Here is a 26,641-nt window from a genome sequence, read left to right as displayed (position 1 = left end):
AATACAAGTCTAAACTGTAGGGCGTATGTATCATTAGTTTTTACGAGTGATGGTTCCAACTATAATGGGCACATCTTAATGCATTCAATATGACAGCATATTTGGTCATTTTTTCATTGGCTGAATAAGTTTTAAGAAAGGGGTTTTGTGTGAAGAAGACTTATGCAATGAACTGGAAATACGCTGTTTTTTGTCTTTAGTTATCGTTCACTTTATAATCTTTGTTACTAATATCTTTATTAAGTTCAATGTCTTACTGTGTCTTGATTATTATGTCTTGATTACTATCAACAATTGACTATGTAGATACTTAACATAATTGACCCAATGACGAGATAGTCTACAATGATAAAAGACTATTTTGATAAGCTCTGCCTGTATCATTTTGTTTCCCTTATACTTTTTACGGCGTTAGTACCGTGCTTATTTATAGAGACCGACTATGAGTGATTTTGAACACCCTAATAATAAGCAAGCACCGACTAGCGAGCAAGAAACCAACATTGAGCCACCTCAACCATCTGAGCTACCACCGTATCGCCAGTCTGATACTTTGTCTAAAAAAACCGCTTCAAAATTACCATTATGGTTGTTACCCGTATTGGTAGCCGTGCTTATCATTGGTGTGCTACTTGGAAAGTATTGGGGCGGTAGTGATAAAGCCGTGACCGATGAATCGCCAGTTTCTAGTGGTACTTCAAGTGATGGTGCCACTGCAAGCGCTACGAGCACTGAGCAGGCGGTATTATCAGTAGAAACGGTCAGCCCAAGCCAAGATGATATTGGTAACACACTCAGTGCTGATGGCACCATTGATGCCAAAGATACGGCGAATGTCAGTGCTAAAGTCAATGGCGTGGCTATCGAACGTATATTGGTCGAAGAAGGTGATCGCGTCAAAGCGGGTCAAGTATTGGCGATATTTGACACCGATGCTATGGAGCAGCAAGTTTTGCAAGCAGAGGCAGATGTTGCCGAAGCAGAAGCGACGCTTGCCAATGCCAGCGCTGATGCCGCTCGTGTCCTGCCATTGATTGAGATAGATGCCATTAGTAGGCAAGAAGCCGATCGCTATCGCACTGCAAAGCTTCAAGCACAGGCTGCGCTACAAGCCTCCAAAGCGCGTCTGAGCACTCAGCGCTTGAGTGTAGATAATGCAACAGTGGTCGCACCAGTCAGCGGTGTCATCAGCGAGAAAATGGCGGAGGTCGGTATGGTTGCTGGTGGCGAGCCATTATTTACTATCATTAAAGGTGGTATTTTGGAATGGCGTGCAGATATTGATCCCAAGCTTGTCGGTGAAGTCAGTGTCGGGACGCCAGTACGGGTGAGCTTACCAGATGGTGATACGGTAATGGGGAAAGTGAGCCGCATAGCACCAACGGCGGACAACAACCGGCAGATTACCATCTATGCGAGCTTGGCAGCCAATGCAAAAGTACGGGCAGGTATGTATCAAACGGGTGAGTTCCTATTAGGCAGTGCCAGTACGCAAACGGTGCCCAATAGCGCTATCGTCAGCAACGATGGCTATGATTATGTGATGCTAGTAACCAATGTGACCACTCAAGATGGTCAGACCATGGGTCGTATCAAGCAACAACGAGTGACATTGGGCGAGCGACTTGGCGAAAATGTGGCAGTGCTAGAGCCATTGCCTAGTGACAGTCAAATTGTCAAACAAGGCGGTAGCTTTTTAAATGATGGAGATTTGGTGCGTATCGTTGATGGTGTTAGCCAAACGAGTACAGCAGCGCAGGCACAACCATGAGTTTAAATGTTTCTGCTTACTCGATAAAAAATCCTTTAGTTGCCATTTTGCTATTCATACTACTGACGTTAGGCGGTATTTATGGCTTTATGAAAATGAAGGTGCAGCAGTTTCCTGATATTGACTTACCTGCAGTCGTGGTCACGGTGACTTTACCGGGTGCCGCGCCATCACAGCTCGAAAACGACATCGCAAAAAAGATAGAAAACAAGCTCACCAGTATTGAGGGTATCAAGCATATTCGCACCACGTTACAAACGGGTGCTGCCACCATGGTCACAGAGTTTGTGTTAGAAAAGGATATTCAAGAAGCGGTCGATGATGTGCGCTCGGCAGTAGGCGAGGTACGCGGCGATTTGCCTGCCGCTGCCAATGACCCTATTATTACTAAAGTTTCAACCGCAGGATTCCCCGTTGTCACTTATTCTGTGGCTGCTGAAAACATGAATGTGGAAGACTTGTCTTGGTTCGTCGATGATACGGTCACCAAGCGTCTTTCTGATATACCGGGTGTCAGTACGGTAAGCCGTATTGGTGGTTTGCAGCGTGAAATTACCGTCGCAGCTGACCCGATTACCTTGAGTGGTCTTAAGCTCTCTATCACACAACTATCCAATCAAATCACGGGTATTCAGCAGGACAGCTCTGGTGGTGAAGCAGAAGTGGGCAAAACCACCCAGACGATTCGTGTCCTTGGTGCGGTGGAGCGGGCAAGTGAGCTCAATGATTTACAAGTGGCAATCCCAGCAGGCGGCACGCAAGCGCTTGGACGTATGGCACAAATCACAGATGGCGCGGCTGACCCAAGCTCTATTGCTAAGCTTGACGGGCAAACGGTAGTGGCATTTAACATCACCCGCTCGCGTGGTGCCAGTGAAGTCGAGGTCATGGAGCTGGTTGATGCAGAGCTTGCCAAGCTGTCAGCCGATGTAGGTAATATCACGATTGAAAAGGTCTATGATCGGGCAACGCCCATCGCTGAAGATTATCAAGCTTCTTTACGGATGCTGATCGAAGGTGGGCTGTTAGCAGTCGTCGTCGTATTCTTATTTTTGCGCAATATTCGGGCGACGATAGTTGCTGCTGTCGCCTTGCCATTATCAGTGATTCCCACCTTTTTAGGTATGTACTTATTTGGCTTTAGCCTCAATATTATATCTTTGTTGGCATTATCGTTAGTGATCGGTGTATTGGTTGATGATGCGATCGTCGAGGTCGAAAATATCATACGGCATTTACGCATGGGCAAGACACCGTATGAAGCAGCGATGGAAGCGGCTGACGAGATTGGCTTGGCAGTAGTCGCCACCACATTTACTTTGATTGCCGTGTTTTTACCCACCGCCTTTATGGGCGGTATCGTTGGACAGTTTTTCCGTCAGTTTGGCTGGACGGCTGCATTGTCGATTTTTGCGTCTTTGATGGTCGCGCGTCTTATCACACCGATGATGGCAGCGTATATATTGCGACCAGAGAAAAAACACGTTGAGAAGCAAAGCGCGCTGATGGGTTGGTATCTCAAAATAGTGGCATGGACACTGCATCATCGCTGGCTGACGATGGGTGCGACTTTAGTGTTATTCGTGGCGTCACTGATGCTTGTCAAATTACTACCAACATCGTTTATTCCTGATAATGACATTGACCAAACTCGTGTGGCGATTGAGTTGACACCTGACGTTGCGCTGGAAGACACAGAGCGCGTTGCTGCGCTGGCAAGTGAGCGTATTTTAGCAATGCCTGAAGTCACCAATATTTTTACCTCAGTCGGTGAGGCTCAGGCTAGCATGGACTCAAACTCTAGTGGTGGCAAAGCCGAAAATATAGCAGGTCTAGATATCGTGCTAGCACCGCGTGCAGAGCGCGGCTCTAAGCAAGAGATTGAACGTCAAATAAGTAGTTTGTTGGCAGAAGTGCCAGGTGCGCGCTTTACCGTCGGTTTGTCGAGTGGTGGAGAGAGTGGTTACAACTTCTCTATGACCAGTACTAATCCGCAATTGCTTGAACAAACCGCTCAGCAAATTATGTCAGAGATTCGAGGGCTGCCCAGTGCTGGCTCCGTGACCAGTGACCGCAGTTTGCCGCGTCAAGAGTTAACGGTGACGCCAGACAGACTGGCGATGGCGGATAAAGGCGTGACCACGCAAGACATCGCTACGACGTTACGAGTGGCGACGGTGGGTGACTATGAGCAACGTTTATCCAAGCTCAATTTGGATACGCGGCAGATTCCTATCGTCATTCGTCTACCAGATGTTGCCAAACAAAATGTCAGTCAATTAGAAGGTCTATATGTACCGAGCTCGTTACCCGCAGGACAGGGTGTACGTGTGGGTGAAGTCGCGTCATTAGACTTTGGCACTGGGCCGGCGCAGATTAGCAGGCTCGATCGGGAACGCGCCATCAGTATCACGGTGCAACCTGCGAGTGGTGAGCTTGGAGATTTGGTGCAAGCGGTTAAATCAGTACCTGCCATGCAACAACTACCGCCTTCCATTACCATTATTGACCAAGGTCAAGCAGAAAACATGGCTGAGCTATTTAGCGGTTTTGTGATTGCGATGTCGGTCGGTGTGGTTTGTATTTTAGGCGTACTTATTCTATTGTTTGGGCGTATATTGCAGCCTTTTACCATTTTGATGGCATTGCCTTTATCGATAGGTGGCGCTTTTGTAGGCTTGGTTATTACCAATAGCAGTCTTTCTATGCCATCGATGATCGGCTTTATTATGCTAATGGGTATTGCCACCAAAAACTCTATCTTATTGGTCGATTATGCACTGATTGCACAGCGTCGAGGTTTGGCGCGTTTTGAGGCTATTATCGATGCTTGCCGCAAGCGGGCGCGTCCTATTATCATGACCACCATTGCGATGGGCGCGGGGATGTTGCCCTTAGTTTTCGGTTGGGGTGATGCTGATCCAACCTTCCGTCGTCCAATGGCCGCTGCGGTATTGGGTGGTCTGGTGACTTCGACGTTATTAAGCCTTGTGGTGATTCCAGTGGTTTATACTTTGATGGATGATTTGTCAGGATGGTTTGCTAAATGGCTCGTACCTAGTGGCAAAGAGCAGCCAACAACAGATGGTAAAGTATAATTTAACGGATTTATTTGATCATACTTATGACATAGCGTTAGCAGTGAGAATGCTATGTCTAAAATAGACGAGCCTATATTTATTGATTAAGTATGGGCTTGTTGTCATTATATAAGAGAGCAATTATAAGAGCAAAATCACAAGCACAAGCACAATCACAATCACAAAGGATGTGATAGCTCTATCATTTATACAGCAAAGGAATGTTACTATGAATCAAATGTCCCTTTCGACAGTCATACTGTCCTCGCGGAAGCCGCTACTAGCCTTATGTCTAAGCATGTTGGGTATCGCCAGCAGTCAGGCGAGGACTTACGATATCGACCCCACCCATACCAATGTACGCTTTGCTATTGACCATTTTAATACCTCTACCAACACAGGTGGCTTTTATAATATCACTGGACATTTAGATTATGATCCAGCGGCTCAGACCGGTAATATCTCGCTAGTAATTCCTCTGAATAGCCTAAATACAGGCAATACAGCATTTGATATTACGTTAAAAAGCGCAGATTTTTTCGATATTGAGCAGTTTCCACTGGCGCAATTTGAGTCTACCAAATGGTATTTTACGACTGATGGTAGTGGCTCAAATGTCAGCAAAGTCGATGGTATGTTGACACTACATGGCAAGACTAATCCCATTACGCTGACGGCCAGCAAGTTCAATTGCTACTTAAACCCAATATTAAAAAAGTCAGTTTGCGGTGGGGATTTTACAACGACTATTGATCGAACGAAATGGGGCATCAGCAAATATACGTTATTGGGTATTACTAAAAAAGTTCAGCTAAACATTCAGATTGAAGCGGCAAGACAGTAGTTTGATAGCGTTAAAGTTGAAAAAATCTTAAGAATGTTTATCGCTAACACAATCAATAGAAAGCAATTCTCTATTTATATTATAAAAAAAAGGGCTGAGACTTAGAAAATAAGTTTCGGCTTTTTTAATGAGAGAACCCTTAGATTCGTTAGTTAGTTTATCGAAATTTTCTTTATGCTTTCTTTAGCGTAGCTCATTTTTCTACAGGCTTATTTTTTGCTGAATGATGCTATCGAGTAAGTCGTAAAGTCTCCGCTATCCAATCTCATGTCATACCATAATTTCATTAACATGAATTATATTCATCTTATATTTAAATAGTATCGTTTTTATTCATGTAATAGTTTAGGTATGATTCACCTCATACACAAATTTGGTTTTATCTCAAATAATGAGAGTAGATTAGGGTAGCGGATTATCATGAGTAAAGAATTTAGTTGTGCAATTAAGCGCATTCGTTTTGATGAAAACTATCATCCTGCAAATAGCACGCGTCTGACGACGAACTTTGCGAATTTGGCGCGTGGCGAGCATCGTCAGGAGAACTTAAGCAAAACATTAAGAATGATAAATAATCGTTTTAATGCATTGGCACATTGGGATAATCCCACCGCAGATCGTTATTCTGTTGAGGTTGATATTATTTCTGTCGACATGGATGTGGCAGGAAATGGCGATACTTTCCCTATCATCGAGATGCTGCAAACAACGATTGTGGATCATAAAGAAAACACCCGTATTGACGGTATGATTGGTAATAGTTTCTCATCTTATGTGCGCGATTATGACTTTAGCGTGGTCTTATTAGACCATTTCGATAAACATCCATCATCTGCGCCGCCAGTAGATTTCGGTGACTTACATGGCAAACTGTTTCAGTATTTATTAAATTCAGAAGCTTACCAAGCTAATTTCACCAAGAAGCCTGTGATTTGCTTGAGTGTTTCCACCAGTAAAACCTATCAACGTACGACCAATCAGCACCCTGTATTGGGCGTTGAATACAAACAAGATGGCTGTTCTTTGAACAAAGGGTCACTAACCGATGAGTACTTTTCCAAAATGGGCTTAACCGTTCGCTACTTTATGCCTACGGGTAGCGCCGCACCATTAGCGTTTTATTTTGCGGGTGACTTGCTGAGCGATTACGCCGATCTTGAGCTGATCAGTGCGATTAGTACCATGGAGACGTTTCAAAAAATCTACCGACCTGAAATTTATAATGCCAATTCGGCAGCGGGTCAAGTGTATCAACCCAGCTTGAAGTACCAAGATTATTCCCTAACGCAAATCGTCTATGATCGCGCAGAGCGTAGTCAGATGGCAGTGACACAAGGTAAGTTCACCGAAGAGCAGTTCATCAAGCCATACCAAACCATTCTTAATGAGTGGGCAGCAAGCTATGATGTAAATGAGCACGCGGCAGAAGCATGTGCGAATAAAGAATACGCTGCCTAAACATGCTCAATCTGGCTGAAATGAGAATACCAATAAATAAGAAGATGAATCGTATGACAATATTATTACCGACACAAAAATTACTACCGACGTCAACGGCTGGCAGTTTACCGAAACCTTCTTGGCTTGCAGAACCTGAAAAAATCTGGTCACCTTGGGCATTAGAAGGTGAGCAACTGCTTGAAGCCAAACAAGATGCGCTACGTTTGACATTGCAAGAACAAGTGCATGCAGGCATTGATATTGTCAGTGATGGCGAGCAAACTCGTCAGCACTTTGTGACCACCTTTATTGAACATCTGGATGGCGTCGATTTTGAGAAGCGCGAGACCGTGCGCATTCGTAATCGTTATGATGCCAGTGTGCCTTCAGTCGTTGGCGCGGTAAGTCGTCAAAAGCCTGTATTTGTTGATGATGCTAAGTTTTTACGTGCACAAACCGATCAGCCAATCAAATGGGCACTGCCTGGTCCGATGACCATGATTGATACCTTGTATGATGGTCATTATAAAAGCCGTGAAAAATTGGCGTGGGAATTTGCTAAAATCTTAAATCAAGAAGCCAGAGAATTAGAAGCGGCTGGGGTGGATATTATCCAATTCGATGAACCAGCATTTAATGTGTTCTTTGATGACGTCAACGACTGGGGTATTGCTACGTTAGAGCGTGCCATTGAAGGTCTAAAGTGTGAAACGGCGGTGCATATCTGCTACGGCTACGGCATCAAAGCCAATACCGATTGGAAAAAGACATTGGGTTCAGAGTGGCGTCAATACGAGCAAGCATTCCCTAAATTGCAACAGTCGAATATTGATATTGTCTCTTTAGAATGTCAAAACTCACATGTTCCCATGGATTTGATTGAATTGATCCGCGGTAAAAAAGTGATGATTGGTGCCATTGATGTGGCAACCAATACTATTGAAACCCCTGAAGAAGTGGCCAATACGCTACGAAAAGCCTTGCAGTTCGTCGATGCGGATAAGTTGTATCCTTCGACCAACTGCGGCATGGCACCACTATCGCGCCAAGTGGCCCGCGGTAAGCTGCAAGCGTTAAGTGCTGGCGCAGCAATCGTGCGTCAAGAACTGACCGCTTAGGGTTCATTGAATAAACTGATACAAAATTTAGCTTTTATAGGTTGGGTTTTTAACCCCGTCTATACTAGCTTGTTTAAACTCATGAGTGACCTCAGTTATCAATGAACTTAAAGACTTAAAATTTAGGAGTTAAGTCATGATCGAAGCCACCGATTTTAGAGATGGTATGTCTTTGTTAACAACAGCGGTCAATGTCATTACCACAGAAGGCAGCGCTGGTACTCATGGGTTTACCGCATCTGCGGTGTGTAGCGTTACCGATACACCGCCAACCTTGCTGGTTTGTATGAACCAGACGTCTCGCTCACATGCTCATTTTATTGAAAATAAAATATTAAGTGTCAATGTTTTAGGCGCACAGCATGAATCAATATCTAACGCTTTTGCCTCCAAATTGAGTTCACAAGAGCGATTTGAATATGGCTCTTGGTCACCGCTCAAAACAGGCGCTCCCGTTTTAGAAGATGCGTTGGTCAGTTTTGATTGTGAGATTGAGGACATTCAGCAAGTGGGCACGCACAGTGTTTTCATGTGCCGAGTGGTCGCCATTAGACAAAGTGAGCAAGAGGAGAGTTTGGTGTATTTTAATCGTGCCTATTCTCGGGTTGGTCAAGTGGATCAAGCAGAAATCGCCTAAGTTGGCTTTTTAACTGATTGATTGTCACTGAACTAAAATAACCATCGTACTAACTCTACATAAGAAGTAAATATCCCGTGGAATTAATCGTTTTTTTAATCATAGGTGCGCTAGCAGGATTTGCTGCGGGGCTATTTGGTGTGGGCGGTGGCACAATTATCGTGCCATTATTATTCATCGTCTTTACGCAAATGGGTTACAGCCCTGACAATATCATGCATTTGGCATTGGGGACGTCACTGGCGACCATCATTGTCACCTCTATCAGCTCGCTCATGGCACACAATAAAAAAGGCGCAGTCATGTGGCCTGTCTTTAAAAATCTGGCACCAGGCTTAGCGATTGGTTGCTTTTTAGGGGCAGGGATTGCAGGGCAGATATCTGGGCTGTATCTTCAGCTCATTGTTGGCGTATTTTTGCTTTGGGTCGCCTACAAGATGTTTTTCGGTGGCAAAAAACAGGTTGCTAATCATGCTACCAATTCTAGTAGTACTGACGATGCTAATACACAACTGCCTTCGAAACCTAAGCAGCTCGCAGCAGGTGGGGTTATCGGTATCGCTTCTGCTATTTTCGGTATTGGCGGCGGTAGCTTAACCGTGCCTTATCTCACGCGGTATGGTGTTGTTATGCAAAAAGCCGTTGGCACCTCAGCAGCTTGTGGTCTGCCGATTGCCATTGCTGGAGCATTAGGTTTTATGTTTTTTGGGATGCAGCAACGAATTGATGTGCCTAACACCATTGGCTTTGTGCACATTTATGCCTTTTTAGGGATCAGTATCATGAGCTTTTTTACCGCCAAGCTAGGCGCGAAAGTTGCTCATATACTATCACCAGAGCTTTTAAAGAAATGCTTTGCGGTGTTATTAACGGTTGTGGGGTGCTATTTCCTGTATAAGGGATTGGTTTAAGTCTTTATATTGGCGCGTTTAAACTGCAACGTTTAGATCGTTCAAAAGTTTATTTTGAGTGGTTCTCTTATATCAGTCTGCTTTAAGTGGTCTATTAATGGGTCTAAAGGGTGAAGTAGCTGGGTTCTGTTGAGGTATGCTTTTTTGTTTTTCAGAATGATCTTTGGAAAAAGAAAATCATTTGTCCTAGAGTCTGACAACACGTTAGATGTGAGTAGCACAAGTGCTGGTAGGTTGTTCAAAGAAGGTTTGCTAACCTCCCTTTCTAACCCAAAACTTATCTTATTTTTTATGGCTGTATTTCCGCAATTTATCGATACTGAGCAAACCTATCTTTCTCAATTTCTGATTTTAGCTTCAACTTTTTGCCTATTGGTTTTACTGATCCATTTTTGCTACGCAGAAGCATTTGCTTTAGCCAGTCGATATCTATGGAAAGCTCAAGATAACCTATAGTTAATTACAAAAATAGGCGGTGCAGCATTAATGCTCATTGCCGTTCTATTGTGTGTAAGTGTAGTACTCACTCTCTAAAAGCCTCCTATGGTTAATACGAGATTGTCATAAAATTTTTTTAAATATAATAATCAGCCATAACTTCCTAGGCCAACTACATGACTCCTATATACACTGCATTGGCTGTACTGGTTACTTTTATTTGGGGTGTAAACTTTACCTTTATTGCATGGGGACTTGAAAGCTTTCCACCGCTAATGCTCACCGCCCTGCGTTTTTTCTTTACCGCTGTGCCACTGGTTTTTTTTCTAAAACCGCCCAAATTTAACCGTACATTACTTATCTATGCTATCGGTACGTTTGTCATGCAGTATGCTTTTGTATTTACTGCCATGCACTTAGGGGCATCAGCAGGATTGACGGCACTATTGCTACAAGTTCAGATTTTTATCACCGTATTGTTGGCGTATTTTATATTGGGTGAGGCAGTGAGTCGCATGCAAATCATCGGTATGCTAGTTGGTGTGCTAGGGCTTAGCGTCATCGCGTTAAATCTTGGTGGTGATATGCCTTTGGCTGGATTTGTCTGTATCTTGATTGCGGCCATAGGCTGGAGCTTTGGTAACATTGCTTCAAAACAGGCGTCAACACAAGCGACGCAGCAAGGATCAGATGGAGCTATTATTTCGTCTAATACTGGACAGAATAAGGCATCCGCGTTGTCTGCTCTCGCTCTCGTGGTTTGGGGTGGTCTGATCGCTTGCGTGATTTTAACTCTATCTTCTCTCATATTTGAGACCGAGGCATGGCAGCTGGCGACGTTTACCGAGGCATCGCTTAAGTCTTGGTTATCACTTGGGTTTATCGTGTATGTCTCAACGCTGATAGGATTTGGACTGTGGGCGCATCTGCTTAGTCAAAATACGGCTTCCAAGGTTATGCCGTTTGCTCTATTGGTGCCAGTATTCGGTATGACAACCTCAGTGCTACTTACAGGAGAGGTCGTGACATGGTGGAAAATGCTGGCAATGATATTGATATTGTCGGGGTTGGTGCTAGCGAATATAAAAATGAAACTGGGAAGAAAGCGCCAGCCAATATGATGTTAGCTGTTCTTATTCCTATAACAGCGCTTACGGTAAATAAAAATAAAAATCCAAACACTCATAGCCGAAGGTTCAAGTCCTCACTAGGGTACCGAACCTTCATATCTAGTATCAGTATGTCGACTTCTTTGATATGACGATCTAGGATAAACCCTACGCTGTTTAATCTTTAGCGCTGTCTACCCAAGAAAACTCTTCTAAGATACGCATCCATTGGTCATCTAATTTAGCTTTTAGTAATAATGGCTCACCAGTGACAGGGTGGCTGAGCGCTAAAGTCTGAGCATGCAGCAGCATACGCGTACAGTCATAGTGAGTACGAAAAAATCGTGTGTGCCGTATATCACCGTGGCTGGTATCACCCACGATATGATGGAATACATGTCGCATGTGCCGACGCAGCTGATGCTTACGCCCAGTCTCGGGTGTCAAGCGCACAAGACTATAGCGGCTCGTGTCATGCTTTTTTGATACGGCAAATGGTAGCTCGATTTGTGCCAAACTTTGCCAATGGGTCACCGCCTCTTGAGCGGGTTTGTCCAAATCGGCAAACTTATCGGCGATGGCATCGGGCTGAAAGCTCAACGCATAATCAACGGTGCCTTGTTCTGGCATATAGCCGCGCACCACGGCTAAATACTGCTTGGTAACTTTGTGTTCAGTAAAAGCCTCGCCAAGGCTGCGCGCCACGGCTGAGCTCTTGGCAAACAATAATACGCCTGACGTAGGCTTGTCTAACCGGTGCACCGGAAATACATGACAACCTACCGCATCACGGGTGAGTTGCATGGCAAAGCGCGTCTCGCCTTTATCCAGCCAACTGCGATGCACCAATAGACCAGCCTCTTTATTAATTGCCACCAGAAATTCATCTTCATAGATTATTTCTATTTGGTTAGTGATTTGATTGGCGGTGCCGTTTTCGATATCCATGTTCTCATTGTCCATACTGTAGATACAGTAACTATATAAGTGATTGAATTATATAAATTACTGATATTTTTCTATTTCGTTATTCACAAAAAAATCCTTCGCTATCTTATTCGTACCAGATAGCGAAGGACTCGGTGCAAAAAGCAACTGATTGATGATAGTTATTGTCAGCGAGTAATAAAGTATCATCTTAGAAGAATGGTAAGTCCTTAATTTAGTTAGAACGTAAAAATTATTGAAAATAATAAAGTATCATCCTGAGATTCATTTTTTTATTATTACAGTATTTTTACGAGTAATAAAGTATCATCCTAAATTTTTTAAAATAATTTGCTTAACATGAGTAAATTTAATTATCATAAACTACCTGATTCCATGTTCAGCAATAAGTTTTCTTAGTTTTGTTACTAGAACGCCTGTGTCGATTTTACCGTTTCTAACCTTGTATTCTAAAGGTGTTAATCCTTTTAAATCACTTGCAAGATTAGGTTTGTTATCTCTAGGCAAAGCCATTAAAGTACGCTTCCTACCTAGATGACCCATAAATAAACCTAGTTCAAATATTACATTATCTCTTGGAATTCTAGACTCCTTTTCTCTTGATGTAACCGTATCGTCGCTACTCATAATAGCCAATCCAAAATCAGAGGTTTTAACAGCTTTTTCCAAGGATTCTAATGTGTAAGACCCTCCCTCAAATACATCTTGGTCACACCAAATATCAACAGCTATATCATCGTGATCCAACTCTACCTTTATATCTCTGGCTACATCCAATGCTTCAACAGTGCTTATAATGAACAACTTAGGAATCTTATTACTTTCTTCTATTAATATATTCCTTTGTTCCAGCCTGTTAGCTAAGTCAATTGAAATGATTTTATAAACATCAGGATATTTTTCCATTAACTCATTGAAAAAACTAGCATCAACTTTAACAGCGATCATCTCTCCAGAAGCAATTAAAGTTGCAGATCTTGGTTTTGATGGATTTATTGCTGACATTTCACCAATGCTATAACCGGGTCCACGAGAATAAGGTAATTTAGCACTATTGATCATCATACTTACTTCACCTGCTAGTATGAAGTAAATATCTTGATCATAATCACCTTGATTAATGATGGTTTCGCCAGAACCGAAACCTACAACATTCCCATTGTTAGCAATTTCTTCAGCAATCTCACGATTACCACCAACTAATTTTTGATTTAACAACTCATTAATTACAGCTGATGTATTTTCTTGAAATCTTGATATTAAAGACATATTTGTTCCTCGAATAGTTATATTATTTAAGCCTACATTCATCTATCGTCATGCAACATTTCTGGTTTTCAAAGTACTCCCAAAATTTATTGTCTTCAAAAACCCTCTTTTCTTCATTGAAAGGTATTTGGTACAAAGTCTTTAAGCACTGATTTTCACAACCACCAATTGTTTTATGCTTATGTTTTGCGCTACCATCTGTGATACAAATACAGGCAGATCTCTTGTTGAGTACCTTATTATCAATACCCGTAGCGACAAGTTTCGAGTCGTAATATAGATGGTAATGTGATCGATTTGGATAGCATTTAGCAGGACTGACTTCTCTAAGCTCAATCTTTTTAAAGTCGATGTTGACGTTATTGCCTCTCAGCTTAAGTAAATCATCCTCAACAAGCTGTTGATAGTATGCTGCATTTCCATGGCTCCACTCTTTGACCTGCTTCGGCCATTTTCTATGTTTGTTTACATACTCTTGAGCTCTTAAGTAGTCTTTAATATAAGAGACCCAATCATCTATCGGCAGGCCCTCTATTTCGAACCCCAAGCAAAAGTAACCACCCATGTTTATATGTCTGTTAGGACAGAAACTTGGTAAACAACCGTCACTTTCTTTTATTAATAATCCAGAATCAGATTGAATGGCGGTTAGCTCAAAGGCCTTTCTTTTGCCGCTAGTCATCGGCACCTTCAATGTAAAACACAGATTGGATGCACTGTCTTTTTTGGAGGCTATACCAGCAGCATTAAGGTACTGCTCAAGCTCATTTAAACTGGGCATGAGGCTTCAACGCAGGTCGTGATGGTGTAAACTCTTCATCCGATGGAGCTGGCACAGAAGAAGAGATATCGTCATACATTGAACTTTCATTTTTAGCAGTATCTTCTTCAATCGCCTTATTATCCACTTCTTCAATACGCTCAAAGGTTATATCTGTGGCTGATCTATCAGAAAATAAATCTTCATATTTAGAGTCTTCTAAGACTCCGAATGCCGTTTCACCAATACGCGTCTCTGTTTCGTGTTCGCACTGCATTTGTTCTTTTTCAGAGGCTATCGTAGATATCCCTAATGAAAAACGCGTACTATTATCCAAACCCTCTTGGCCAACTCTAAGATTAGACACATCACCCAGTTCATAACCAATCGCCAAACCCAAATCGTCGGTTTGAATATCAAATCTATCGTTAAGCTTTTCTAGTGATAGGTTAAAGCTGCTTCTAATACCGCCTGACGCCTCAGTGCCAACTTCCACTGTCTTTAGTCTGTCTGTATATTTGTTACTACCTTCGCAGATAATGGCATGCATGCAGTCGCCAATAAAACGAACCCGTTTACCTTTGAAATTAGTATTGATGCAATCATCCATCTCTGATCTGATTACGTGCAAACAGCGGACAATGTTCTTTTTACCTTGCTCTGAATCCATATTTACGTTTACATAGTTTGTAAATCCATCAATATCGGCATACAAAGAAACCAGCTCTTGTCTTTTAGCCGTCTTATAGTAGTACTTATTAAAGTCAAAATCTTCTAAAGGTGATGCTGCCCGCGAGAACTGAAAATCTTTTAATAGTTTAGGCTTAGGCGCGTTCTCATTAACACTCTCAAGTGACAAACCATTTGGTAGCGTTGTGCGCTCAACTGATAATTCGATCTCATCAGAAGTTAGTGCTGATGTCTTGGTTTTGTCAGCATCCACCTTGGACAGATCAAGAACATCCCTTGCATTAGCAGTGAGGTAAATTCCTTTTTTGTCACCTGCAGCATGTTTTGCAGCATGATTGGCGGGGTTGCCTAAAAACAAAGGCTCTTTATTTTTGGCTCGGCCATTATTGACAGCTAAAGCGATACCAGAATCGATACCCACTCTGATCGTCGCTGCATCGATGTAATTATCGTTACTATCTTTTTTCTGCTGAGCGACAGCATCAATAATTAAATCACTAATGGCAACCGCTCTGTCTAAGCGATTTTTCTCATTATCATAAGGCTTTGTGACGACTGCATGTAGGCGTTGATTATGAAAGTCTACAAATAAAGACTCGGACTCATCCAATATGTATCTGATAGTTCTAAAATGTGAGTCGAAGAATCTAATGGCTCTTTTGTGTGAAGTCTCATTTTCATTACCATCTTTAACCAATAGATTTTCAAGATTTAAAATATCAACGTAGATATGAACGGCATCCATTTCATAAGCTTTGTTGACAGGGATATTACCCAAATTCATCTCACGAGTATAATTTGCTATTTCAACATCTTTCACTGAGTCACATAGCTTATCTATGTGACTTTCCGCTCTATCCACGTCCCAACTATAGTGCATTTTTTATCCTTATTTTAAATGTTTAGTTTTGATATATATGGTTGCAGCTACGTGAATTTTCAATCTAAAGATTATCTATTTTTCTATATAAATATGAATCGAAGCCGCATTGTATGGAAGTTTCACATTCATCGATTCGAACTAGCAGATTACAAAAATTTTAATAGATTTAATAAGCTGATCAATTACCAGAATAAGCAGAAGTTAGGAAAAATAAACAACAGATAAGCCATTTACTAACTATAGCGGTAGAGCTTAAGCATCAACCACAGTTAAGGGAGTTTCTCTCGCTATTAATGTTTCTTGAGGCACCGCTAAATATTTATCACGAATATGCTCAAAGTAAGGACTTAGACTAGGTAGGCTTACTCGAATAAATGACTGATTTTGACGATTGTCCTTAACAGACATTGCATTAAATTTTTCCGAGTGCTTCCAAGGCTCCTTAGGTAATATATGTCCATGAGCTTTGATGGATTTGGATATAGATTCAGATATGGCCAAACCAGCGAAATCATAATCAGCAAACACGTATCGTTTGCAATTTTTTTGAGAGATAGCTTGGAATATAAGTTTAATGTGTCTGTTGTGATGTCCTCTATAAGCAACTACTGTCACTAGACCAGTTAAGCCTTCAATTAATTTAACATGCTGTTCGTTAAATCTACAAAATGCGTTAAAGTTTTCTATGATAATAATATTATCAATATCCCATTCGATAAGGTCATTGATATCAACTCCTAAATAAGCGTTTTCTTTAGTTCGTTGATGCACGTAATTATTTGATGCTTTAATAACATCTTCATTGTTTCCTAATAGACGGCACTCAATAAATCCCTGTGTAGGAGCTTTACTAAATAGCTTGTCATCAGCAATAACTAAGGTATTATCGACTCTGTCTTTTTGCTTTAATTCTTCTAAATCATGCTCAAGCAAATCTATACCTGTTTGTGACTTAACAAGCTGTCTGATACGAACCCAACCGCCCATTTTAATTTTTATCTTATTGTTTACGATATATCCGACTTTAGGATCAAAGGCTACTATTAAAGCAAGAACATTATCGAGGCTTCTAAATGGGACATATTCAGCCCCTAAGACTATTTTACTTTTTAGGTAAGATAATTTGCTTGGATTCTTCAGGGCTCTTTCTAATATCTTTTCCATATTTCCTCTTTTAGCGGCGGTTTATCATCTTTGTCAAACTTGATATATTTAGCATCAATGACATACCTAGTACTACAAGTACTAGAAAGAGTACGAGATTTTAAATAGAATTTAAACTTTGATTGATCTTTAGTTCTTATGGTTCTATCTTCTATAAAATCGCTTTTTACTATCTTTAAGAATAAGGCGAGAAAGGCTTTGTATCTAATTTCATGCTTTAATTCAGCCAGTTCCCAGTATTCTCTTAACGATACAGCTTTCTCATGATGAAGTTCGCAATTACTAGCCATATATTTCATAACTAAAACCTTCTCATGAGAGGGTGGGGGTTTTATATATTCTTTCTCACCGCCATGATACTCACCTGAATAAAGGTTGTCAGTTTTACGTTTCGGTTTTTTAGGGCTTAATTTTTCGATCACTGTAGCCAAAAAGTAACTATCGTCTGAAATCTCTACATTATGAATATTTTCAGCAATAGATATACCACCATAAGCTAAGTTGGAATCCTCAATGTCTATATACTCTAAATCCGTTTTATCAGGAGTAAACTGACCATTTCTTAAAGCTTTACGAAGTAACCAAAGTGTCTTGCTTTTCCTATCTTGCTCTTGTTTTAGCTTATCGATTAATATTAGTATCTTGTCAAGATGGACGCCCATCTCACTATTAAATCTAGAAATAGAGTTGGCTAGATACTCCTCAAGAATTATTGCAGCGTCAGTATATTCACCATGGAGTTTATGCAACTCTTGAGGACTTAATATTTCAATCTTTTCCAGTTGAAGCTTAATTTTTTTATTCAAACCTTCAAGTATTATTCTTTTAAATTTGATACTAGGCGTATTATTTAGATCAGAATTGATTATGTATTCGATATCGGCCATCTCACGACCCAAATACTCTGCTATAGAGATAGCTATATCTCTTATATTTGCTAAATGTCCTATCTCTTCACTTTCATTTTCAAATGAATCAGAAGCTAATTGAGCCAGTAGGACAGATTGGCCAATTGATTGTTTTGAAAGCTCAATATCAGGAGCAACATTCAAGTTACGAGACTTATGATCTAAGTTTTTCAATAGGGCAGTAAAGTTTGAGCCCAAATTAATGGTATTGGGATTGATATTTATGACGCCACTATCTTGCAAAATTTTATATTGCTTTTGACTCTCATTAATCTCTTCATAATAACCACTTGGTAAGTAGGCTTCATACAATAGGCCTGATTTATCAGTAATGGCTCGACCCAAGGACTTAATTTTCTCTTCTGATAACTTCATACTTAGTTTTTTCATAAACCAAGCCCTTGTTGTTCCTGTACATCCTCTTCATGCTCTAGAATATTGTGAGTAATGTATTCAAATACATCGTATATGTAACTGACCATTCCTGTTGCACGGTAAATTTTCTTATTAGGTTCCACTAAAACTAATACTTCGTATTTACACAACTTATCGAGCAAAGATAGCACCTTCTCATCGTTCGGCTTTTTAGATGCGCCTGTAATCTCAGACACCTCAGTCAGCATGCTTTCAAAATGCATATTATTATTGGCCTCAAGCACCAATTCAGAATGGCTTAGGTTTTCACCATGAACCAGTATATTTCCTTCATCAGCAGTTGATAGACATGCCAACATCTCGACAATGGGTCCGATGTCGTGATATATATCATGGAACTGCTTAACAACTGCTCTTTTATCACCTTCAGTTGGTTCATTGTTCATACCAGCAAAAACATCGCCATCACAAAGTGCTACGAGTTTTACTCCAAACGGTTTAAGTTGCGAGGTTATCCGCTCATAGGCTGCGTTATTATCTTTTAGCAACGAGTAGGCTTCTGGATAAGTGACCTTGCATATAAATTTATTATTCATTAGCAGTCGTAATATTTCATATTCTTTCATTATCCAAATACTCCAAACTTGTCTAGCTCCCAATCTTGAGTAAGCATACGCATGTCATCAGTCTGTGATAGCTCATATCTTTTTTGAATTCTATTATGATGACAGGCGATATTATTAGTAAACATGGGGATTACTTCATCGTCTGGATTTTCAGGAGCAGCACACATTGCTGATATACCAAAGTTTTCAAGGAGGCTTAGCAGCTCTTGAGTATTTTCATGGTCTAAAACACCAATTTCGTCGATAAAGAACTTAAGTACGACATCTTCACTATTCGAAATTACTTTGAGTAATGAGATATAAATTATTAACTGCGCGATGCGCATTGTTCCATTTGACCCCATATCTTTAAAAACTTTTACTCTTTTGGTATGTTTGGCCTCTTTACCTACTTGTTTGACCATCAAGCTAAAATTAAATTGTTCAGATAGTTTAATGTTCATTTGATTCTGACCAATGTAATCTTGAACTCTCTGAAGCTTAGCTAACAGCTCTTCATTAGGCATCCTATCTCTATTATGCAAATCTGACTCAGCCCACTCTATATGAGCTTCTGAGAAATCTTGTAATGTGCTATACCATCTATTTTCTTTGATTCCCGAATTGATCGTTATGACCAACTCTTCAATAGCTAAAGCTTGCAACATATTACATACTGTCTTGCAGCTCGCATTAAGGCGATTAGAAAAGTTACTTAAACTGTTGTGTGCTTTATCTAATTTGGATTTAAACTCATTGACTTGATAGGCAGCTACACGATACTGACTTATAAGCGTATCTTTTTTTATCTGCTGCTCATTATCAAGGTAAGCTGTGAATTTCGCTGCTTGAATAAACCATGTACTTTCGTCAGGCGCTCTTGAAACCAAATCGTCCGACATTAGGCTTTCAAACATTGATTCATTGCTAGTGAATGGCTTTCGTATTATCCGTAGTGCATCTAACCCCTGTTTAGTATTAATCTTAGTATCTTTAATTAATTCCTTAGTTTCATTGAGAAGGCCTAAGCTTGCGTTATGGAGGTCTGAAAGTGAATAAGCTGTGCAATCATAAGCTGGTAATTTATTGGTCACTATCGATTGATTAAGTAGATTTTTAGCATGTTTTAAATGCTCTTCAACCTTATCTAGTTCAAATCCAGCTTTTTTAATTTTATTTGTAATGGTTTCAGTTTCTTCTATAAGAGCGTCTTTTCTCTGTTTTTTAGTTCGTACGATTTCTGAGTTCGCCGTCTCTTTATGGATTAATGTAGTTGATAAATCATCTTTTTTAGTTATAAGGTTTGGCACAGCAGCATACTCTTCTTCCATAAAGCTGTAATAAAGCTGTACACGAAATTTTGCCATTTCTGATAATTCTATCTCTTTTGAGATGTTATCTATCTTTTCACGAGTCTGAACAATTACACTATCATCATAACCATTCTCGCTCTTGGCATTCTCATAACGCTTTTTAGCTAATGCTTCTTCTTCTTTGAGTGAGTTCAGCCTTTTGTCCTTCTGGCTGTTAACTTTGTTTTCTTTAAGCTCTTTTTCATGCTTTAAATATGCGATTTTTTCTTCGTATTTATTTTCGATTTTTTTAACTTCTAAAGCTTCTTCATTATAAGTAGCATTTAAGTACAATGATTTGCTCTCAATTTTCTCATCAGTTTGCTTGATATTATTACTAGCTCTTTCTTTAGCGTCACTAACTTCCTGTATTTCTCGAAGTTTTAACTGTTTTAAAGTAGCCTCCTGCGATTTGATAAATTGCTGAGTATTCTTGACAGTAACTTCAGCCTTATGGACTTTTTCCCTAGCATTATCTTGACTAATTTTCGCCTTCTTAATTTGCTTTTCTAGTAAATTTGCATTTTCATTCAACTTTGATATGGTTTCTTCTATACCCAATCTTTTCTTGGCGATACTGTTATGAGTTATTGATTTCTCTGGGCTATTACTGGTGTCTATCTTGTCAGTATCTAATATTAACCCAAACACAGAATCATCAGTTGGAGCATCTTTATCGGTTATAGTGTCTATTTCATAGCCTGACCAACTAGGTGATAGATCAGAGCGATTGAACAAAGAGGGGTCAATTATCTTTCTTATTTGAGCTACTGTTGGAGCAAGAAATTGATGTTCTTCACTTTTTAACAAGAAGCTTAATAGATTGCCTTCTTGACGAAGATTTTGAAGTTCATTGAGAGCTGATGTTTCACTATCTATTTTACGTTGATTGTCTGCGTAGTCTGATTGAAGACTCTTATATGTATCGGCAGTATCACGCAGCATATTTTCAGATTCATTTTTATTAGTAATATCTGTACTCAGTTGGGTTCTATAACCATCTATTGATAGGGCGGTATTCTCTATCTGTTTTACCAACTCTGGAGTAGCGTAGACATGTTTTAAATACTCTTCAAACTTAGCTCTTTCGATATTAAGCCCGTTAATCTGTTCTTTGATATTTTCGTGCTTTGTTTTATAGTTTCTTTCAACTACCTTAATGTCAGACGCCTGTCGTTTCAATATTTCTATTTGCGAGCTATTAAAAGTGGACTCAATTTTTTGTAAGTCTAAGCTTGTAATGGTCTCTAATTGTGTCCTGCTGCTTTTTATCTCTCTCAATGTGGTTTTATATGTTTCAGTTATTCGATCAATTATCCGAGCAGCGTCATTTTCTTTTTTTTCAAATTCTTTTAATAAACTTAAATGGTGTTCCTTTTGTGCTGTCAGGCGCTCTATTTGACTAATCATTTGCTCTAATGTTGTCAAAGCATGATGTTCATTTTGAACACCTTGCTCAAAATCTCTTTTTATTTTTTCAAGCTTATTTATAGTTTTTTCTATCTGGCGCATCTCGCTGTTGATATCTGCTTTTTCGTTATTCCAACCTATTTCTATATTGCTTATTTGGTTGCTTATTTCCTTTACGTCCTTTGTGTATTGATCTTCAAGCTTCTTACTTTCAGATAACCTATACTCAAATGATAATTTTAAGTTATCTAATGCGTTAACTCCTTTAGATAGGTTATTCTGATTTGATGCATTTTGCTCTACGTAGCGATTAAGAGCATTAAATTTATCTCTTAGGTCTTCAACTTCACGCCATGAATTCCGATCTTTAATCCATTTGCTTGTATCGACACCTTGAGAGTCCATTGACATCTCATTACCTTGAACCTTATTTTCAGACTTCATTGCTTCTACTAAGAACTCACAGATTTGGTCAAATTCTATTCTACTTTTTAAGATGTTACTTGCAATTGAAGAAAAACCATAAAAGCTTCCTTTACCTGTAGCTAGTGAATAGTCAGGCTGTAGGGTTCTAATAGACTTAAAAGCTGCATCTGAACGCACGATGTTTTTCAAGCGATATCTTGGACAATTGGAGATAATAGCTTCATAGGCCATTTGTTTTACATTTGGTGATATGTGATTTCCTTGATTTTCTACAACTTTTTTAACCTCTTCAAACTGTCTAAATTTTATCTTGTTATCAACGTTTTTAACAAACCAAGACTCATCGTATGCAGTATTAACAAAATTGAATACCTGCTGACCTTCATTTGTACGTCTAAGAATAACGCAATTTTTCTTACCAAGCCTTATGTACTCATAAACGATGTAACTATCGGCATAAGGAAGATAAAAATCAACAAAGCTATCGTATGCTTCGTTTTTTTTGGCAATATCACTTAACTTAGTGCCATAGAAGGGAGTTATCGCACCCATCAGAGTCGTTTTACCAGAGTTATTACGTCCCGTGATAACTGTATTGTTGTCAACTTCTAATAAGTGACTTTGACCTACTAAGTAGCTATTTATCAATGCTACTTGTAGAAGTTTGTTCTTTCCTTTTATTAATGGCCTGATAGCGCCATCGTCTGCAATGTTTGATGCTTCATCTACTTTCAGCATGTTCATTTCCCCATATAGTATATAAAACTAAAATTTAACTCTTTAAACTATTTCCAAAAATGAACTCAACTCTATTCTTGTTTTATTTACGATTGTTCATAATCATATCAATATTATCGTATTATTCAGTACTTAAGGCATCAGTTTGTATCGAAAACTAAATGATACACGACAATCAGTGTCGCATAACCTATTAATATACTATTCCTACGCATCAAAAAAGCCAAATACACTTAGTATTTGGCCTTAGTATTGGAAACTTAAATTATATTTGGTTCTTTACGCTTTACACTACTTCAAATCATTGATTGTAATTGAGTAGTTAGTACTTTGCATACTTCCTAGGGTTGAATAATCCACTTGTTCAATAGCCTGTTGCAGTGTATAAGGTTTAAATAGCTCATCGAGAGTGTAGTGAAAACCACAATCCTCTATTCCAAACACATAATCAAAAAAAACTTTAGCCATAGCAGACTGAGGATGACTGACATCGCGAAAAGATTTATTGCGATGCCAACTACCGCTGGATATCTTACCGAAAATCCGTTCGATGTTACCTGAAATAGAGTTCGATGCATGCTTTCTAGTGATATTCGGTTTTTGCACATATGCAGCGGCACTTTCAACCGCTTTATAAATTATATAGTGCATGACAGATACAGAGCATTCAGCTAAACATGCTCTAAGTAGGCTTACAAGCTTCTCACCAATAGGTGGGGCCAAGTTGTTTAGTTTTGACCTGGTAATCAAATAGCTTAGACACTCTCCTAGCTGTATTTGCTGACACCACATTTCGAACTGAGTGTTGACGACTAAGGAATTAATATTTTTTCTAGCTTTAGCATCCACCATTATCTCAGTCAGATCGTTAGTGTTATAAGCAAACTCAAAAGTCGCCTGATAATAATCAATCTCTAATTCTTGTTCTTCATTGACACTAATATATTCATAGCTCTCTTCAGGAGTCAATAAAAGCAGGTTTAGTTTGAAAAGATGGTGAAGTATTTTTTGATCCAATCTAAAGAATGGAGATAAAGGCAATGACAAATTATCACGTAGAGAGATCGTAGTTTCTAAGCTCTCTGCCCCTAAGCTTTCTATGGTTGCTGCAAGTAAAAACCTATCTACTTCATTAAGCGTAGTTATCGACGGGACTTCAGTTGATTGAGAGTTCTTATAGTCCTTAATATAGTTAACAGCTGACTGTCTTTGTTCCTCTTTCAAACGCTTTTGCTGAAGCCGATACTCTAAGTACTCTCGTTCTCTTTTTTCTTGGAGCGTATCCCAACATTCATCGCACCGCCAACTATCTATGCTTAGTTGAATAAGCTGTGAACGAGTATGACAAATCTTAGTTTTACCACAGACTATACATTGGCAGTCAAGTACGACAAGGTGGGCATTTCCCTTAACAGTACTAGGTATATCTTGATGCTTAAAGCCAAATTCCCGACCTATTTCTTTACAGGTATATATAAACCCACTGCGCTTATCGCTTTCCCGTGACCAATATTTTTCACAGATAAGCTTGTTAATATATGTAATATTTTTCTCATACTCTACTTCCGTTTTCATGCTCACCTCTTAATACGGACTATATCCCGTGGATATTATAGCCCACCACTGTGAGTATTGCTATTTTTAGCAGTGGTTAATGAGATGACGACAGATGAGCGTATGATTGCCTTTGGAAAGCGTATCCGTGAGGTACGAAAAAGCAAAGGAATATCTCAGGAAAGACTGGCAGAGATGGCAGGTATTGATCGAAGCTATATGGGGAACATTGAGCGTGGAGAAAAAAATGTCACTCTGAAGAAGGCGTATGAAATATGTGATGCATTAGGTATTGAGATACAAGATTTAGTCTGAGCTTCTGGCTAAATCTCGTGAAATTAGATACTCTCGGGAATTGATTTTATTATATGTAAGGGTTGGGTATATAGCTGTTTAATTGAGGGTTTTAAATATACTTTAATAAGCTGTATTAGCGGCTCTGAGTGTTGCTCTACCTTAATGGTTTGGCTCAAGTCAGGCTGTGCACTGATATGCTTTGACAAGCAGTCAGTAGCACTGCTAACGGTATCAGCGTCATTTTTATGGCCATCATTTCTTGCATCCTTAAGCTATAGCTTGTTCACCTGACCTAAGAACAATATGGCATTGGTTTTATTGTCTTTAATCATAAATACGAAGGGGTGATTGGCATGAAATTCAGCGCTGTATGAAGCTGATACAACTACTGCCACTATACTTGTAGCAGCGGCTGCCACCGTACCTTTTTCATCAACCTCAACCACCGCTTTATGGATAATAGAATCTACGGCTAACGGTAACTTGTCATTAAACAAGCTAAAATCAGCATGATTACTAAAAGCGATGGGCATGCCCATTTCAGCCAGTATCGTCTCCATCTTATAGCTCTGTTCTAACTTGAACTTAGGCATGTTTAAAAAAATCTCTTTGTTCTCTAACCCTTCAGTCCATCGGCTAATCTGAGCGTCACTCAAGTTTGCAACCAGCTTTTGCATAGCGGCTGCTTCTTTTGATTTTGGTAAGACAATCAGCATTGATAGGTCGTCGCCTTTATAAGGCAGTTCTACCACTTGTACTTGCTCATCTTCCATATAATCAAAGCGATTTATGTCATACATCATTATTTCTAAGGACGTTGTCCCATCAGCATTATAAAAAGGCTGAGAGCTACCTTGCAGGCCCAAAGGCTGTGCCCATTCGCTTTTAAAATAAACGGCATTGGTTAGTACAGCAGCGGTAGATGACTTGATACTCCTTTCTGGCAGTAGTTCAGGAATCATCTGCTGAGTATGTCTGGAAATGGTTTTATTGATGGTCTGACGTGATGGCTCGGGACGGCTCGCAAAATCAAGATTGGTGACTTGACCACCATAATAGCGTTTTACGGTATCCAAATAAGTTTGATTGGGGCTCAAGCCTTGACGCATCCATAAGTCATTAACCGTGCTTAAGTTATAATTTGGGTTGGGTGTATTGAATTGATTGTAGAGTGCTGCACTATTTGGATTGAGGATAGCTGGTGCTGGATAGTGAAAGGTCTTTTGGATTTGCTGCTTTGTTTCACCCTCTGCTGCAGCATAAAGCATGGCCATCGCCGTAGACAAGCTGTAGGGCGAGAAAAATATGTTCTTATCTACTTGCTCAGTCTGACCATTTATCTGCTGATACAGATCAATGGCGAATTGATTATTGGCATCGACGACTTGTTTGACACCTTCAGGCGTTGAAGCAGAGTCGTCAGCAGCCGTATAACTCTTATCAGTCTTTGTGGTCGAAGGGGTCTCAGTCTTGCTAACTATAGGTTTTTCAGCTGCCTGTTTTATCGGTTGATTATCAACTAGGCTATTATTACAACCAGCGATTGCTAGTAAACTGCCTAAAGCAAGCGTACCGACGCTGAGCTTCATTATTGGCTTTTTATAAATGTAATGGTTATGATTTTTAATGGCGTTGTACCCTTTTAGAACTCGAATGATGTCCTGATTATATACAAGGGTTTGGCGTGATTTAGTAAACATATGCTAATAAATTCTGAGATAATATATGGATCAACTTAAGCTATTAGGAAGACTTACAAGTATATGGATAGCGGAATAATTGTGATTTAATAGTGAGCTCATTTTAGACAATGGTTAAAGGTTACTAAGCTTTATCGAGCTTCGGACAAGTACATTTGAGGATAAGTATGTACGTATAAAGAATACGAAAATTTTTCATAGCCTAAATAAATAT

At 39.8% G+C, this 26,641-nt stretch carries 20 protein-coding genes; 10 read left to right on the top strand and 10 right to left on the bottom strand.

The window, feature by feature from the left end; translation table 11 throughout:
* Positions 1–442 precede the first annotated feature (442 nt).
* From ACI2JM_RS10210 to ACI2JM_RS10170, 9 genes are all read left to right on the top strand, one after another.
* Positions 443–1,771: an efflux RND transporter periplasmic adaptor subunit gene (locus ACI2JM_RS10210; protein ID WP_404643977.1), complete on the top strand. Its 1,329-nt coding sequence runs from the start codon at positions 443–445 to the stop codon at positions 1,769–1,771.
* Positions 1,768–4,869 (top strand): efflux RND transporter permease subunit, encoded by a 3,102-nt coding sequence (locus tag ACI2JM_RS10205; protein ID WP_404643975.1) that lies wholly within the window; start codon positions 1,768–1,770, stop codon positions 4,867–4,869. The genes ACI2JM_RS10210 and ACI2JM_RS10205 overlap by 4 nt, the downstream gene beginning before the upstream one ends.
* A 211-nt stretch (positions 4,870–5,080) precedes the next feature.
* Positions 5,081–5,695, top strand: a complete 615-nt coding sequence (locus tag ACI2JM_RS10200; protein ID WP_404643973.1) for a YceI family protein — start codon at positions 5,081–5,083, stop codon at positions 5,693–5,695.
* 420 nt (positions 5,696–6,115) lie between these two features.
* Complete coding sequence (locus ACI2JM_RS10195; protein WP_404643971.1) at positions 6,116–7,153, top strand: DUF1852 domain-containing protein; 1,038 nt, start codon at positions 6,116–6,118, stop codon at positions 7,151–7,153.
* 53 nt (positions 7,154–7,206) lie between these two features.
* Positions 7,207–8,253, top strand: a complete 1,047-nt coding sequence (locus ACI2JM_RS10190; RefSeq protein ID WP_045445767.1) for a methionine synthase — start codon at positions 7,207–7,209, stop codon at positions 8,251–8,253.
* 136 nt (positions 8,254–8,389) lie between these two features.
* Positions 8,390–8,890 (top strand): flavin reductase, encoded by a 501-nt coding sequence (locus tag ACI2JM_RS10185; RefSeq protein WP_201599797.1) that lies wholly within the window; start codon positions 8,390–8,392, stop codon positions 8,888–8,890.
* 77 nt (positions 8,891–8,967) lie between these two features.
* Complete coding sequence (locus tag ACI2JM_RS10180) at positions 8,968–9,801, top strand: sulfite exporter TauE/SafE family protein (RefSeq protein WP_238049790.1); 834 nt, start codon at positions 8,968–8,970, stop codon at positions 9,799–9,801.
* Positions 9,802–9,930: 129 nt separating this feature from the next.
* Positions 9,931–10,257: a LysE family translocator gene (locus ACI2JM_RS10175; RefSeq protein WP_404643968.1), complete on the top strand. Its 327-nt coding sequence runs from the start codon at positions 9,931–9,933 to the stop codon at positions 10,255–10,257.
* Between the two features lie 158 nt (positions 10,258–10,415).
* Positions 10,416–11,360, top strand: coding sequence for an EamA family transporter (locus tag ACI2JM_RS10170; protein WP_404643966.1), 945 nt, complete (start codon positions 10,416–10,418; stop codon positions 11,358–11,360).
* A 165-nt stretch (positions 11,361–11,525) separates the two neighbouring features.
* Here ACI2JM_RS10170 and truC read toward each other — a convergent pair whose 3' ends face one another.
* From truC to ACI2JM_RS10125, 9 genes are all read right to left on the bottom strand, one after another.
* Positions 11,526–12,296 (bottom strand): tRNA pseudouridine(65) synthase TruC, encoded by a 771-nt coding sequence (truC, locus tag ACI2JM_RS10165; RefSeq protein WP_404643964.1) that lies wholly within the window; start codon positions 12,294–12,296, stop codon positions 11,526–11,528.
* 363 nt (positions 12,297–12,659) lie between these two features.
* Positions 12,660–13,565 (bottom strand): TIR domain-containing protein, encoded by a 906-nt coding sequence (locus ACI2JM_RS10160; RefSeq protein WP_404643962.1) that lies wholly within the window; start codon positions 13,563–13,565, stop codon positions 12,660–12,662.
* A 22-nt stretch (positions 13,566–13,587) separates the two neighbouring features.
* Positions 13,588–14,346 (bottom strand): E2 domain-containing protein, encoded by a 759-nt coding sequence (locus tag ACI2JM_RS10155; protein ID WP_404643960.1) that lies wholly within the window; start codon positions 14,344–14,346, stop codon positions 13,588–13,590.
* Positions 14,330–15,895, bottom strand: a complete 1,566-nt coding sequence (locus ACI2JM_RS10150; protein ID WP_404643958.1) for a transcriptional regulator — start codon at positions 15,893–15,895, stop codon at positions 14,330–14,332. The genes ACI2JM_RS10155 and ACI2JM_RS10150 overlap by 17 nt, the downstream gene beginning before the upstream one ends.
* 255 nt (positions 15,896–16,150) lie before the next feature.
* Positions 16,151–17,062, bottom strand: a complete 912-nt coding sequence (locus tag ACI2JM_RS10145) for a hypothetical protein (protein ID WP_404643956.1) — start codon at positions 17,060–17,062, stop codon at positions 16,151–16,153.
* The gene (locus ACI2JM_RS10140; RefSeq protein WP_404643954.1) at positions 17,047–18,360 is read right to left on the bottom strand and encodes a hypothetical protein; all 1,314 of its coding nucleotides are present in this window, start codon (positions 18,358–18,360) and stop codon (positions 17,047–17,049) included. The genes ACI2JM_RS10145 and ACI2JM_RS10140 overlap by 16 nt, the downstream gene beginning before the upstream one ends.
* Positions 18,357–18,971 carry a hypothetical protein gene (locus ACI2JM_RS10135; protein WP_404643952.1) on the bottom strand — a complete coding sequence of 205 codons (615 nt, stop codon included), beginning with the start codon at positions 18,969–18,971 and terminating at the stop codon, positions 18,357–18,359. Before ACI2JM_RS10135 ends, ACI2JM_RS10140 begins: the two co-directional genes overlap by 4 nt.
* Positions 18,971–22,876: an ATP-binding protein gene (locus ACI2JM_RS10130; RefSeq protein WP_404643950.1), complete on the bottom strand. Its 3,906-nt coding sequence runs from the start codon at positions 22,874–22,876 to the stop codon at positions 18,971–18,973. Before ACI2JM_RS10130 ends, ACI2JM_RS10135 begins: the two co-directional genes overlap by 1 nt.
* Before the next feature lie 291 nt (positions 22,877–23,167).
* A complete protein-coding gene (locus ACI2JM_RS10125; RefSeq protein ID WP_404643948.1) occupies positions 23,168–24,451 on the bottom strand; it encodes a hypothetical protein in 1,284 nt (427 codons plus the stop codon).
* Positions 24,452–24,535: 84 nt separating this feature from the next.
* On the opposite strand from ACI2JM_RS10125, the gene ACI2JM_RS10120 reads away from it, so the two are divergent.
* A complete protein-coding gene (locus ACI2JM_RS10120; protein ID WP_404643946.1) occupies positions 24,536–24,745 on the top strand; it encodes a helix-turn-helix domain-containing protein in 210 nt (69 codons plus the stop codon).
* Between the two features lie 254 nt (positions 24,746–24,999).
* Here the strand turns inward: ACI2JM_RS10120 and ACI2JM_RS10115 are convergent, their stop codons facing one another.
* Positions 25,000–26,316, bottom strand: coding sequence for a serpin family protein (locus ACI2JM_RS10115; protein ID WP_404643944.1), 1,317 nt, complete (start codon positions 26,314–26,316; stop codon positions 25,000–25,002).
* Between the last annotated feature and the right edge of the window lie 325 nt (positions 26,317–26,641).

This window comes from Psychrobacter sp. NPDC064578 (assembly GCF_044901245.1).
GTDB lineage: Bacteria > Pseudomonadota > Gammaproteobacteria > Pseudomonadales > Moraxellaceae > Psychrobacter > Psychrobacter cibarius_C.
Note: the sequence above shows the minus strand (reverse complement) of the source record. Positions and strands in the feature narration are given on the sequence as shown.